The sequence below is a fragment of the Micromonospora sp. NPDC048898 genome (assembly GCF_043198035.1).
Lineage (GTDB): Bacteria > Actinomycetota > Actinomycetes > Mycobacteriales > Micromonosporaceae > Micromonospora.
On sequence record NZ_JBICUF010000002.1, the window covers coordinates 469,271 to 482,962 of the forward strand.

The 13,692-nt window shown below is 69.7% G+C and carries 10 protein-coding genes; 2 read left to right on the forward strand and 8 right to left on the reverse strand.

What is annotated here, in order from left to right:
• Positions 1 to 2: 2 nt before the first annotated feature.
• The 8 genes from ACGFIQ_RS08910 to ACGFIQ_RS08945 all read right to left on the reverse strand — a co-directional run bounded on the left by ACGFIQ_RS08910 (position 3) and on the right by ACGFIQ_RS08945 (position 11,605).
• On the reverse strand, positions 3 to 3,953 hold the full coding sequence (locus tag ACGFIQ_RS08910) for a ThuA domain-containing protein (RefSeq protein ID WP_393241477.1): 3,951 nt from the start codon (positions 3,951 to 3,953) through the stop codon (positions 3 to 5).
• A 23-nt stretch (positions 3,954 to 3,976) separates the two neighbouring features.
• Entirely contained in the window at positions 3,977 to 4,981 is a 1,005-nt protein-coding gene (locus tag ACGFIQ_RS08915) for a multicopper oxidase domain-containing protein (protein WP_393241480.1), read from the reverse strand.
• Positions 4,982 to 5,287: 306 nt separating this feature from the next.
• Positions 5,288 to 6,127: an amino acid ABC transporter ATP-binding protein gene (locus ACGFIQ_RS08920; protein WP_393241483.1), complete on the reverse strand. Its 840-nt coding sequence runs from the start codon at positions 6,125 to 6,127 to the stop codon at positions 5,288 to 5,290.
• A 5-nt stretch (positions 6,128 to 6,132) separates the two neighbouring features.
• Positions 6,133 to 6,927 carry an amino acid ABC transporter permease gene (locus tag ACGFIQ_RS08925; RefSeq protein ID WP_393241486.1) on the reverse strand — a complete coding sequence of 265 codons (795 nt, stop codon included), beginning with the start codon at positions 6,925 to 6,927 and terminating at the stop codon, positions 6,133 to 6,135.
• A 109-nt stretch (positions 6,928 to 7,036) separates the two neighbouring features.
• Positions 7,037 to 7,855, reverse strand: a complete 819-nt coding sequence (locus tag ACGFIQ_RS08930) for a basic amino acid ABC transporter substrate-binding protein (RefSeq protein ID WP_393241490.1) — start codon at positions 7,853 to 7,855, stop codon at positions 7,037 to 7,039.
• A gap of 177 nt (positions 7,856 to 8,032) precedes the next feature.
• Positions 8,033 to 8,710, reverse strand: a complete 678-nt coding sequence (locus tag ACGFIQ_RS08935; RefSeq protein WP_393241493.1) for a hypothetical protein — start codon at positions 8,708 to 8,710, stop codon at positions 8,033 to 8,035.
• 166 nt (positions 8,711 to 8,876) lie between these two features.
• Positions 8,877 to 11,153 (reverse strand): catalase/peroxidase HPI, encoded by a 2,277-nt coding sequence (gene katG, locus ACGFIQ_RS08940; protein ID WP_393241496.1) that lies wholly within the window; start codon positions 11,151 to 11,153, stop codon positions 8,877 to 8,879.
• Positions 11,150 to 11,605 (reverse strand): Fur family transcriptional regulator, encoded by a 456-nt coding sequence (locus ACGFIQ_RS08945; protein ID WP_357065673.1) that lies wholly within the window; start codon positions 11,603 to 11,605, stop codon positions 11,150 to 11,152. The genes katG and ACGFIQ_RS08945 overlap by 4 nt, the downstream gene beginning before the upstream one ends.
• A gap of 202 nt (positions 11,606 to 11,807) precedes the next feature.
• Here ACGFIQ_RS08945 and ACGFIQ_RS08950 point away from each other — a divergent pair, with 202 nt between their 5' ends.
• Positions 11,808 to 12,215 carry a YciI family protein gene (locus ACGFIQ_RS08950; protein ID WP_393241500.1) on the forward strand — a complete coding sequence of 136 codons (408 nt, stop codon included), beginning with the start codon at positions 11,808 to 11,810 and terminating at the stop codon, positions 12,213 to 12,215.
• A 7-nt stretch (positions 12,216 to 12,222) separates the two neighbouring features.
• Positions 12,223 to 13,368: an RNA polymerase sigma factor gene (locus ACGFIQ_RS08955; protein WP_393241503.1), complete on the forward strand. Its 1,146-nt coding sequence runs from the start codon at positions 12,223 to 12,225 to the stop codon at positions 13,366 to 13,368.
• The last annotated feature ends 324 nt before the right edge of the window (positions 13,369 to 13,692 follow it).

A 13,692-nucleotide genomic window follows, 5' to 3' on the forward strand; every position in this document is an offset into this window, starting at 1 on the left:
TCCTAGAGTTCCCGCGCGCGGATGTTGCGGAACTCGGCCAGGTCGTTGTCACCGTGGTTCTGCAAACCGATGAAGCCACGGAGGAACTGCCGCAGGTCGGTCGGTGGATCGCCGGCACGGGAGGACTGCTTGCCCGGCGTGTTGTCGAACTCGTTGATCACCACGCCGTTGCGGATCATCGTGTAGTGCTGGCCGACCACGCGGATCTCGTAGTCGTTCCACTCGTTCTTCGGGGTGACGCCGGCCTGCGCGAGCGGCACCGGGTCGAAGTTGTAGACCGAGCCGGTCTTCTGCGGCTCCCCGGTCTCACCGTCGTAGATCTGGATCTCGTGTCCACAGTAGATCGCCATCCAGGCAGGCGAGGTCCGGGCCGATCCGACGGTGCCGCAACTGCCCTCCGGTCGCTGGTCGAGCGGGGTTCGCAGGTCCGGGAAGCGGATGAAGACGCCGGTGTTGGCCCGTCCGGTGCCGGGGGCGATGTCCCGGAACTGCAGCTTCAGCGAGAAGTCGCCCAACTCCTTGGTGTGCCAGAGCATGCCGAGGCCCCCACTGGAGCGCAGCGACCCGTCCGGCTGGATGCTGAACGATCCCGTCGGGGCCTGCTGCCAGCCGCGCAGCGACTCGGCGGTGCCGTCGAAGAGTGGCTCGTACCCGGTGTGGCCGGTGCGCCCGATCTCGGACGCGGCGGCCAACCGGGTCAGCGTGCCGCTCTCCCGGGCGTTGAGCAGTCCGTCGTCCTGGAGCGTGCGGGTCACCGCCGTCACGTGGCGGACGAAACTGTTGTGGTCGGCCCAGGTGCTCTCGTCGTCGATCAGGTCGTTGACCGTGCAACCCTGCCCGACCGTGCGGCTGGGCACCCCGGTGTCCGTGTCGCCGAGCCACACGTTCTGCCGGTCGTCCGGCACCGCGCAGCCCACCGTGACGGTGGTCTGCACCGTGGCCGTCTCGCCGTCGGCGTACGTGACGGTCAGCTTCGCGGTGTAGGTGCCGACCTTGGCGTACGTGTGCCGGGGGTTCACCTCGGTCGACGTGGTGCCGTCGCCGAACTCCCAGCGGTGGCCGACGCCGCCGGAGCGCGCGCCGTCGAAGGCGATGGTCAGGGGCTTGTTCTGGACGGCGACGGCGTTCGCCGCCGGTGCCGGGGTGGGTGCGCCGCCGGTGTAGGTGATCCGGACGAGCTTCTGGTTGGGGTGCAGGCTGAAGAACCCGCCTCCGTAGTCCAGCAGGTAGAGCGCGCCGTCCGGGCCGAACTTGGCGTCCATCCAGCTCTGCAGCCGGGTGTCGCCGTTGCCGCTGGGGATGATGGCGCGCAGCGACTCCGCGTAGACCGGTGGGGCCGCCGTCGGCACCCCGGCCGGATCGACGGTGACCGCCACCCGGTTGGCGGCGTTCGACTGGTCACCGATGAACCACTTCTCGTCCCAGTACGCCGGCCACGCCACTGTGCTGTTCGGGTCGACCCGGTCGCGGTGGTAGGTCGGGCCGGACATGATGGCCTGCCCGCCGCCGCGCAGGTACGGCTGGGTGTAGGTGGCGTCGGCCGCGACGTAGGTGGGCAGGTCGCTGCCGTCGGTGCGCTTCGGGAAGACCGGGCCGCCGCCGTCCGGCGAATACCAGATCATGTTGTCCCGGGCCGCCGGGATGTCCACGAGTCCGGTGTTGCGCGGGGAGGTGTTCTTCAGGTTGTCGCAGTCGTACCAACCGGTCAGCACGCTCGCGTCGGTGCTGCTGCGGTCCCGGTACGGCTGCCGGTTGCCCATGCAGTACGGCCAGCCCTGGTTGCCGGCCGAGGTGATGATGGTGGCGGTCTCGTACTTGGCCGGGCCGAGCGTGGGGCTGGGCGACGCGGCGTCCGGGCCGACCCAGCCGGCGGTCAGCCACTGGTGCTCCGGGTCGATCTGGAGGCGGGCGATGTTGCGCACGCCCATCACGTAGATCTCCGGCCGGGTCTTCTCGGTGCCCGGCGGGAAGAGGTTGCCCTCCGGGATGGTGTACGTCCCGTCGGCCTCCGGGTGAATCCGGATGATCTTGCCGGCGAGGTCGTTGGTGTTGCCCGAAGTGCGGCGGGCGTCCTGGAACGAGATGCCCTGGTATTCCTGGGTCCAGTTGTTGCCCGCGTAGCCCTGCGATCCCTCCGAGGAGTTGTTGTCGCCGGAGCCGACGTAGAGGTTGCCCTTGGCGTCGAACGCCATGCCGCCGCCGGCGTGGCAGCAACTGTGGATCTGCACGGGGAACTGCAGCAGGTCCTTGCGGGTGGCCTGGTCGATGCTCTGCTGCTCGCGGTCGTAGGTGAACCGGGAGACGGTCCGCTGCCCGACCCGCTGCACCCGGTCGATCGACTCGTGCGGCATCCAGTAGACGTAGAGCCAGCCGTTCTGGGCGAACGCGGGGTCGGGCACGATGCCGAGCAGACCCTCCTCGTTCTTCACCAACTCGGAGCCGCTGCCCCGGTTGCCCATCACCTCCAGGGTGGTGAGCAGTTTGACCTGCTTGGTCCGTGGGTCCCAGGAGTGGATGGTGCCGCAGCCCAGGCCGACCTTCGGATCGGTCCAGTCCGCGATCGGGCCGCTCGGGCAGGCCGCCTTGCCGACGTAGAAGACGGTGCCGTCCGGCGCGATGGTGAGCCCGTGCGGCTCGCCGATCTGGTCCAACTGCCCGGTCTGGTTGGCCGCGGTGAGTCGCTCCACCTTGTAGTTCGCGGCGATGGTGGCCTGGCAGTCGCCGCGTACGCGGCCGGTGGTCCAGTTCAGCGCCCCGGCGAGGTGTGCGCGGAACGCCTCCTCACCGTAGCTGCCCTCGGTGTGGCCCATGCCGGTGTAGAACGACCGGCCACCGTCGTAGTCCCGGCACCAGGACACCGGGTGGAACGGGCCGTTGGCGCCCGGTCCCGGGTCGTAGTGCCGCTCTTCGACCTGGGCGAGCGTGTGCACGCTGCCGATCGGGTTCGGGTCCCAGTTGTCCCAGCGGTCGGACCGGGTGATCGTCAGGGGCAACGACGCGGTGGCCGGGTGTTCGCGGTCCAGGATGTCGACCACCGCCCGGTTCACGGGGGTCGGCGGCGGCGCGGTGGCCGTGCCGGTGAACAGGCGCAGGTCGGCGAGCTGGATCAGCGGCTCCCCGCTGTTGGCGGTGATGTTCAGCCGGTAGCGGGTGAACTCCTGCGGCGTGGCGATGTCGAACCGGCGGGTCTGGAACCGCTCCGCGAAGCTCTGGTTGGTGCGGCGGTCCAGATCGGACCAGTTCTGCCCGTCGGTGGAGCCCTGCAGGGTCCAGTCCTTCGGGTCCCGCCCGACGAAGTCGTTGGCCGACGTCAGCGCGTACCCGGTGATCCGCTTGGGCGCGGCCAGCTGGTAGGCCACCCACGCGGTCGGGGTGCGGACCAGCCACTTGGTGTTGGCGTCGCCGTCGGTCAGCTTCTCCTTGCTCTCGGTCGGCGGGTTCTCGCCGCTGGCGGTCACCGCGGCCACCGGCTCGGCCACTGGAATGGCACCCGCCGGGCGGGTGCCGATCAGGCCGGTGAACCAGGCCGAGTCGACCTGGGCGCGGGCGGCGTCGGCGATGCCGACGAAGCCACCGCCGGCCTTCATGTAGCCCTGTAGCGCCGACTCCTGGTCGCGGTTGAGCGCGGCGCCCGTCGCGGAGAGAAACACCACGCTGCGGTACGCGGACAGCCCGGTCGCGGTGAACACGCCCGGGTCGGTGGTGGCCGTGACATCGATGTCATGACCGGCACCAAGTTGTTTGATGGTGTCCACCGCGCGGGACACCGGGTCCTGCTGCTCGGCCACCGGCCCGTGGAACACGAGGACCGCGGTCTTCTGCGGCTGCGCCGCCGGTGCGGCTGCCGGTCGTGGTGCCGCTGCCGATCCCGGTGCGGCTGCCGCCGCCGATGCCGGGATCAGCGCCGCGAAGGCCGCCATCGCGGCAAGGACTCGTCGTGGTTGTCTGGTCATCCCCGTCCCCACTTTCGGTTGGGTCAGCCTGCGTGCGTGTGGGTGTGGCCCTGGAACCGGTGGATCGCCTCCTCGGCGCCCGGCGGCATGCTGCCGTCGGCGTTGCGCACCAGGAAGATCCCGGCCATGCCGCCGTCGGAGTGGTTCTGCACGTGGCAGTGGTACATCCACGCCCCGGGCCCGACGCCCTCGCCGGCCAGCACCTGGAAGCCGAACGAGCTGCCCGGGTTGAGGTCCTTGTTGTCGATGACCAGGCTCGGGTCGCTCGGGCCCTCCAGCATTCCGGTGCGGTTGTCCGCCCAGCGGTGGGCGTGCAGGTGGAAGGTGTGGAACAGGTTGCCGTGGCCGATGTTGATCCACTCCACCCGCTGGCCCAGGTTCGCCTCGAACATGGGCGTCTCCGGTGCCATCCGGTTGTTGATCGTCATGTCGTGGAACACGACTGTGAACTGCTTCTCCGGCAGGATGTCGCCCCGGCGACGGACGATCAGCGCCCCGTAGAGGCCCTTGGCGACCCCGGCGGTGCCGTGGTCGGTGCCCATGGCGTGGTCGTGGTAGTGCCAGTAGCCGGCGCTGCCCGGCATGTACCGCCGACCCGCCGCGGCCACCATCTCGTGTGAGCGCCAGACGTACGTCCGCGTCTCACCGGGATTGTTGAACGAGGCGTTGAACGGGCTGCCGTCGGAGTCGGTGCTGTAGTCCACCCCGTGCGGATGGATGGAGAGCCGCTGGCTTGTGGTGTTGACCAGGGTGATCTCCAGGGTGTCACCCTCGTACATCTCCAGGAGCGGGCCCGGCACGGTGGCCTGGCCGGGTGCCAGGCCGTAGCCGAACAGGCCGCCGGGCAACTGCTCGGCGTAGATGGTGATCTTCTTCGTGACGCCGGCGGCGGCCTGTGCGGGGCTACCGCCGAACGCGGTGCCGATCGCGGGGGCGGCCGCGCCCAGCGCACCGGCGGCGAGCGCCCCGGTGGCGATCAGGGATCTGCGGGACAGTTGGCGTGGGGAGCCAACGACGTGCTCGTCCATGGGTCTCCGTTCCCGACCGGGCGAAGACGCGACGAGGGCAGGGTGCAACGACCGCCGAACACGGGGCGGCAGCACGACTGAGGTGAGGCTCGTCGCGGACTTTGCTCGGAAGACTCAGAGCTTTCGGTGGATGTCTGCAACTTATGTAGTCCATCGACGAAAGTCCAGGTCTGTTTGCAAAAAGATTACCTTGACATTACGACGTCCGTCGATTGACATGATCCTGACACGGAACCCGCCCACAGCGCACAACGCCGGGCTGCCCTCGATGAGGCAGCCCGGCGGGCAGACGTACGGAAGGGGTCGTCAGAGGTGGTGGCGGTCGTCGGCCGGCAGGCTCGGCGCCGCTGGCGGCTCCGGCGACTGGTCGGGCTGACCGAGTGGAGCGACACGGGTCGGGTCGAGGACCCGGGAGAGGAACGCGCGAGTCCGTTCGTGCCGCGGGTTGCCGAGCACCTCCTGCGGCGGCCCCTGCTCGACCACCACTCCCCCGTCCATGAACACCACCCGGTCGGCGACGTCGCGGGCGAACGCCATCTCGTGCGTCACCACCATCATCGTCATGCCGTCCTCGGCCAGCTTGCGCATGACCGTGAGCACGTCACCGACCAACTCCGGGTCGAGCGCGGAGGTCGGTTCGTCGAAGAGCATCAGCTTCGGCTCCATCGACAGGGACCGGGCGATCGCCGCCCGCTGCTGCTGCCCACCGGAGAGTTGCGCCGGGAAGGCGTCGGCCTTGTCGGCCAGCCCGACGCGGTCCAGGTTGGCCCGGGCGACACGCTCGGCCTCCGCCCGGCCGCGCCGCAGCACCCGGCGCTGGGCGATGGTGAGGTTGTTCAGCACGGTCAGGTGCGGAAACAGGTTGAACGACTGGAAGACCATGCCGATGCCACGGCGGACCGCGTCGATCTCGACGTCCGGGTCGGTCATCTCGACGCCGTTGACCCAGATCCTGCCGGCCGTCGACTCCTCCAACAGGTCGACGCAGCGCAGCAGTGTCGACTTACCGGACCCGGACGGCCCGATCACGCAGACCACCTCGCCCTGGCCGACCTCGAAGTCGATGCCCTTGAGCACCTCCAGTGGCCCGAAGGACTTGTGCAGATCCCGGATCTCGACGGCCGGGCGGGGTGCTGTGCTCGTCATGCGGGTCACCGGGCCTTGGCGTAGCGGAGTTCGAGGCGGCGTACCACCTGGGACAGGGGCAGGGTGATGATCAGGTAGGCGAGACCGGCCACCAGCAGCGGGGTGGCGTTCACCCGGTCGTTCAGCATGTCCCGGCCGAACTTGGTGACCTCGATGGTCTGCGCCGTCACACCCAGCACGTACGCCAGCGACGAGTCCTTGGTGAGCAGGATGAGTTCGTTCGTCAACGGCGGGATCACGATCCGGAACGCCTGCGGGATGACGATCGTGCGCATGGCGGTGAAGTGCGACATGCCGAGGGTGCGGGCCGCCTCCATCTGCCCCTTGGGGACGGCCTGGATGCCGGCCCGGATGGTCTCCGCCATGTACGCGGCGGCGGTCAACCCGAGACCGATCGCGATCGAGCCGAACACGCCGCCCGGGATCTCCCGCTCCGGGAAGGCGATGGGGATGCCGTACCCGACGAGGAAGAGCACCAGCAGCGCCGGCAGACCCCGGAAGAGCTCGATGTACGCCGTCGCCAGCCAGCGGTACGGCGCCACCCGGGACAGCCGCATCAGCGCGAGGATGGTGCCGAACACGAGACCGAAGGCGAACGCGCCAAGCGTGTAGAGGACGGTGTTGCGCAGCGCGACGGTGATGATCGTCGGGAACATCGACTTGATGATGTCGACGCGGAAGAACGCGTCGGCCAGCCGGTCCCAGTCCGCGGCGAAGAGCACCGCGGCGATGACGGCGATGAAGACCAGGTACTGGAGCCCGAGGAACAACCGCTCCCGCTGGCGGCGTCGCAGCTTCACGTTCGCTCGTTGCCTTCCCGGAGGTAACCGACACGGAGGGCGCGCGGGACGCGCGCCCTCCGGTACTGCGCTGCGGCTCAAGCGCTCAGGCGCTCGGCCGCCCTGCGGCTCAGGCGCTCGGCCGCTTGCCGATCCACTTCTCGTAGATCTTGTCGTAGCTGCCGTCCTGCTTGGCCTTGGCCAGCGCCTCGTTGATCTTCTTGAGCAGTTCCGGGTTGCCGTCCTTCTTCACCGAGAAGCCGTACTGCTCGCCGGTGTCGAACTCGGCGGCGACCTGGAAACCGCCCGGGTTCTTCTTCAGGTACTCGGACCAGACCGGCAGGTCGTTGATGGCCGCCTCGACCTGACCGTTGGCCACGGCCTGCTGCTGGGCGGCGAGATCCTCGAACTCGACAAGCTTGAGGCCCTTCTCCGCCTCGAACTTCTTGGCGTAGTCACGACCGGTGGTGGCCGCCTGGACGCCGAGCTTCTTGCCCCGCAGGTCGTCCAGCGTCTTGTACGACTTGCCGGTCTTCACCAGCATCGCCTGGGTGGCGTCGAAGTACGGGTCGGAGAAGTTCATCACCTTCTGCCGTTCCGCGGTGATCGTCATGCCGGCGGCCGCCGCGTCGCACTTGCCGGTGTTCAGGTCCTGACCGGACTTGATCCCCTCGAACGGGGTGTCGATGATCGTCTGCTGGACGCCCAGGTCCTTGGCCACCAGGTCCATGATCTCGACGTCGAAGCCGGTCACCGTGCCGCTGGCGTCCTTCGACTGGAACGGCGGGTACGGCAGGTGGGTGCAGACGGTCAGCTTGCCCGCCTCGACCAGCTTGACGCCGCTCGCCTGGACCTCGCTGTCGTCCTTCTTGGCGCATCCCGCGCTCAGCGCGAGGGCGGCGACGGCCACGACGAGACCGGCCTGACGGGCGGCGCTGTGGAACCTCACGGCTGTGTCCCTCCGGTTCGGCTTCCATCGCATAGAAAGCCAATCTGGTTCATAGACTTTGCGATAAGCGACCGTACCCGATCCCGGCGGGTCGCTCCCAGGTCACGCCGCGGTCGTCCCTGCGCGGCGGTCCGCCGGCACCCGTCGGCAAACCCGACACCGAGCGGCAACGAGCGCTCAACCGCCGGTGCCCTCGGCCTCCCCGTCCGGGGTGAAGGCCGATCCCTCGGCGTCTGTGGTGAGGAACACGTGTTGATGGCCGTGGCCGGCGTCGATGCTGACCTGGTCGAGTTGGGTCGCGGCGACCGACCAGATCGTCACGGCCTCGGCCGCCTGCCGCGCGGTGAGGTCCAACAGGGCTGCGCGTTGTGCCGCCGGCACGCTGGCGGCCAGCGCGTAGGAGTCGACGGCCAGGCCGGCCTGCTGGATCGCCCCGCGCAGCCCGCCTCGCGCCACGTTCGTGGCGGTGGTCCCCGACGGCGGATCTTCGAACGGTTTGGCGGCTTCCCGCATGGTCTCCTGCCACCGCCGGGCCTGCGCCGGATCCGGCGCGCGCCCGGCTGCGGTGTCCGCCTTGAGGGTGGTCAGGATGGGAGCGATCTGGGCACTGACGCGGCGGGCCGTCTCGGTCAGCTCGACGATCTGCTGCGCGTCCCGCTTCGCGTCGGCCTGTTTGATGCTCGCGATGGACGCCTCGGTGGCGTCCGGTTGGCCCACCTGGTAGCCGATCAGCCCGCCCAACAGGGCGGTGACAAGTGCGATCGCCCCGGCGACCGCCACGACCCGGGCGGTGCGGCGACGACGCTCGTCGGGGTTGTCGGACAGGTAGGAGGGCCGGCCGGTGCGGCGCGCCATCGCATCTCCTCACATCGATGGTCGGTGGGGCCACAGGTTAGCCGCCGCACGGGACGCCCGTCGATAGCGTCGCCGGCTTCGAGGGTGCGACGGCGCTGCCGCGGAGTCGGCCGAGCCCCGGCCGGTCCCTCGCGGGATCGGCCGGGGCTCGTCGGTGTCGAGCTGATCAGGCGAGGTCGAACCGGTCCAGCTCCATGACCTTGGTCCAGGCGGTCACGAAGTCGGCCACGAACTTGTCGCGGGCGTCCTGGCTGGCGTAGACCTCCGCGAGCGCGCGCAGCTGCGAGTTGGACCCGAAGATGAGGTCGACCGCGGTGGCGGTCCACTTCACCTCGTCGGTGGCCAGGTCACGGATCTCGTACACGTGCTCGTCGGACTTCGACACGCTCCACCGGGTGCCCGGGGAGAGCAGGTTGGCGAAGAAGTCGTTGCTGAGCACGCCCGGCCGGTCGGTGAGGACGCCGTGCTGGCTGCCGCCGGTGTTGGCGCCGAGCGACCGCAGACCGCCGATGAGGACCGTCATCTCCGGCGCGGTGAGGTTGAGCATGTAGGCGCGGTCGACGAGGAGTACCTCCGGCTGGGTCTTCTCGCCCGCCCGCAGGTAGTTGCGGAAGCCGTCGGCCCGGGGCTCGAGGACCCGGAACGAATCCGTGTCGGTCTGCTCCTGGGTGGCGTCGGTGCGGCCCGGCCGGAACGGCACGGTCACCTCGACGCCGGCGTCCCGCGCCGCCTTCTCGACGGCTGCCGAACCGGCCAGCACGATCAGGTCGGCGAGCGAGATCTTCGCGCCACCGGCGGCGTTGAAGTCCTGCTGGATGCCCTCCAGGGCGGTCAGGACTGTCGCCAGCTGCTCCGGCTGGTTGACCTCCCAGCTGCGCTGCGGCTCCAGACGGATCCGGGCGCCGTTGGCGCCACCGCGCTTGTCGGTGTGCCGGAAGCTCGCGGCGGACGCCCAGGCGGTGGAGACCAACTGGGCGGTGCTCAGACCGGAGTCCAGGATCTTCGCCTTGAGCGCGGCGATGTCGGCGTCACCCACCAGCTCGTGGTCGACGGCCGGCACCGGGTCCTGCCAGAGCTGCGGCTCCGCCACCCACGGCCCGAGGAAACGCTCGATCGGGCCCATGTCACGGTGCAACAGCTTGTACCACGCCTTGGCGAAGGCCAACGCGAACTGGTCGGGGTTCTCCAGGAAGCGGCGGGAGATCTTCTCGTACGCCGGGTCGACCCGCAGCGACAGGTCGGTCGTGAGCATCGTGGGCCGGTGCTTCTTCGCCGGGTCGAAGGGGTCCGGGATGATCGCCTCGGCGTCCTTGGCGACCCACTGCTTCGCGCCACCCGGGCTCGTGGTCAGCTCCCACTCGTAGCCGAACAGGATCTCGAAGAAGCGGTTGCTCCACTGCGTCGGCACGTCGGTCCACGTCACCTCGAGACCGCTGGTGATCGTGTCGGCGCCCTTGCCGCTGCCATGGTTGCTCAGCCAGCCCAGGCCCTGCGCCTCGATCGGGGCACCCTCGGGCTCGGGGCCCACGTGGTTGTCGGCGACACCGGCACCGTGGGTCTTGCCGAAGGTGTGACCACCGGCGATGAGAGCGACGGTCTCCTCGTCGTTCATGGCCATCCGGCCGAAGGTCTCGCGGATGAAGTGCGCCGCCGCGGCCGGGTCGGCGTTGCCGCGCGGGCCCTCCGGGTTGACGTAGATGAGGCCCATCTCGGTCGACCCCACGCCGGCCGCCATCTCCTTCTCGGAGGCGTAGCGCTCGTCGCCGAGCCAGGTGTCCTCCGGGCCCCAGAAGATCTCCTCGGGCTCCCAGACGTCCTCGCGGCCGAAGCCGAAGCCGAAGGTCTTGAAGCCCATCGACTCCAGGGCGACGTTACCGGCGAGCACGAGCAGGTCGGCCCAGGAGATCTGCTGGCCGTACTTCTGCTTGACCGGCCACAGCAGCCGGCGGGCCTTGTCCAGGTTGGCGTTGTCCGGCCAGCTGTTCAGCGGCGCGAACCGCTGGCCGCCGTCGCCGGCACCGCCCCGGCCGTCCTCGATGCGGTACGTGCCGGCCGCGTGCCAGCTCATCCGGATCATCAGGCCGCCGTAGTGGCCGAAGTCGGCCGGCCACCAGTCCTGCGAGGTGGTGAGGACCTCGGTGATGTCCCGCTTGAGGGCCTCGACGTCGAGCTTGGCGAACTCCTTCGCGTAGCTGAAGTCCGCACCCAGCGGGTTGCCCTTGGACGAGTGGGCGTGCAACACCGAGAGGTCGAGCTGGTTGGGCCACCAGTCCCGGTTGGTGCGCGGACGACCGCCGGTCTTCGGGGTCGGCGAGTCGATCGCCGGGTTCTCGCTCTCGCTGCCGTGCGCGGTCACCGAGTCGTGCGCGACCGGGCAGCCGGCGGCAGCCTTCTGGTCCACGCCCTGCGCACTGGTGGGGCCGTTGTCCTGGGTGTCGCTCATGAACTTCCTTCCGAGCTTGCGGATCTCTGGGGCGTGCGTTCGGTCGCGCAGTCGGGACAGATGCCCCAGTAGACGACCTCCGCCTCGTCGATCACGAAACCGTGATCGACCGAGGCGGTGAGACAGGGGGCGTGACCGACGGCGCACTCGACGTCGGCGATCGCGCCGCAGGAGCGGCACACGACATGGTGGTGGTTGTCCGCGACCCGGGACTCGTAGCGGGCGGTCGCTCCGGCCGGCTGGATACGCCGCACCAGGCCGGCGTCGGTGAGCACACGCAGTACGTCGTACACCGCTTGGTGGGAGACCGTGGGATGATCCGCCCGAACCAGCGCGATCACCGCGTCGGTGCCGACGTGCGGGTGGTCGCGCAACGCCGCGAGCACCGCCAGTCGGGGCCGGGTGACTCGCAGCGAGGCGGCCCGCAGTTGCGCCTCGAAGTCGGACATCACCTGGCGAACACTAGCTCACTATTCTGGAACGGATCAAGTTTTACGCCCTTTCGCATGCCCGGCGTGGCTGACAGATTCACCTCCGGTTCACCCGGGCGGCGAAAAAAGTCCGGGCAGCCATGTCGAGACCCGGTGGGCGGCTCCGTCCCCGAGGTGAGCGCGACCACAACCGACCGGTCGCACCGGCACCGAGGAGAACACGATGGCGAAGTACCTGCTGCTCAAGCACTACCGCGGCGGCCCGGCCGGGGTCAACGACGTACCCATGGACCAGTGGACGCCGGAGGAGATCTCGGCGCACGTGACGTACATGCGGGACTTCGCGGCACGGCTCGAGCAGACCGGCGAGTTCGTCGACGGCCAGGCCCTCGCCCCCGACGGCGCCTGGGTCCGCTACGACGGTGAGGGTCGCCCGCCGGTCACCGACGGGCCGTTCGCCGAGACCAAGGACCTCATCGCCGGCTGGATGACCATCGACGTCGACAGCTACGAGCGCGCCGTCGAGCTGGCCGGGGAGCTGTCCGCCGCCCCGGGCAAGGACGGCAAGCCGATCCACGAGTGGCTCGAGCTGCGCCCGTTCCTCACCGAGCCGCCCACCATCACGGAGTGACGGTCTCATGAACGAGGCCCTGATCCGGAGCCTCACGCCGAGCGTGCTCACCGTCCTCGTCCGCCGCGGAGCTGACTTCGCGGCGGCCGAGGACGCCGTGCAGGACGCGCTGCTCGAAGCGGTCCGCACCTGGGCGGCCGACCCGCCGTGGGATCCGAAGGGCTGGCTGATCACCGTGGCCTGGCGCCGGTTCCTCGACGCGACACGCGCCGACGCGGCCCGTCGCCGGCGCGAGGACGTCGTCGAGGAGGAGCCGACGCCCGGCCCCGCGCCCGCGGTGGACGACACCCTCCAGCTCTACTTCCTGTGCGCCCACCCGTCGCTGACCCCGGCGTCGGCGGTGGCGCTCACGCTGCGCGCGGTCGGTGGGCTGACCACCCGGCAGATCGCCCAGGCCTACCTGGTGCCCGAGGCGACGATGGCGCAGCGCATCAGCCGGGCCAAACGCACAGTCTCCGGGGTGCGCTTCGACCAGCCCGGCGACGTCGCCACCGTGCTGCGCGTCCTCTACCTGGTCTTCAACGAGGGCTACTCCGGCGACGTCGACCTCGCCGCCGAGGCCATCCGGCTCACCCGGCAGCTCGCGGCCTCGATCGGCCATCCCGAGGTGGCCGGGCTGCTCGCCCTCATGCTGCTGCACCACGCCCGACGCGCCGCCCGGACCGCGCCCGACGGCAGCCTGGTGCCGCTGGCCGAGCAGGACCGCCGCCGGTGGGACACCACGGTGATCGCCGAGGGAGTCCGGATCCTGCAGGCAGCCCTGGCCCGCGACCGGCTGGGCGAGTTCCAGGCCCAGGCCGCCATCGCGGCACTGCACGCCGACGCGCCCACCACCGAGGAGACCGACTGGGTGCAGATCGTCGAGTGGTACGACGAGCTGGTGCGTCTGACCGACAACCCGGTGGTCCGACTCAACCGCGCGGTGGCGGTCGGCAAGGCCGACGGCCCTCGCGCCGGCCTGGCGGCGCTCACCGCCCTGGACGACTCGCTGCCTCGCCACACGGCGGTGGCGGCGTACCTGCACGAGCGCGACGGCAACGTGGCGACGGCCGCACGGCTGTACGCCGAGGCGGCCCGGAAGGCCCCCAACCTCGCCGAGCGCGACCACCTGACCCGCCAGGCAGCCCGGCTCAATACGCTTCGGTGTGGCTGACCGGTCAGGCCACGGTGACAGCCAGCCCCTGCCGCCGCAGCGCACGGTCGACCGGCTGCGGTCCGGAAAATCTCCGGAAATTTCGGCGACCGCAACTCGGGCCTCGATCCGTCCCGAGTGCTGCGCAGATGACCACCCTGGACTCTGATCGACTACTGACCTGGATGGATTCTCCTCGGTGAGGAGGGCACTGTTGCCACCATGTTTCCGGGAATTGTTGACAAGTTGACGACTGGGTCAATACGGTCGCCATCGACGGCGTTCAATCGCCGTCAGCACCCACCACCACTATCCACTCCTGCGGTCGTCGTGCAGGACGACCGG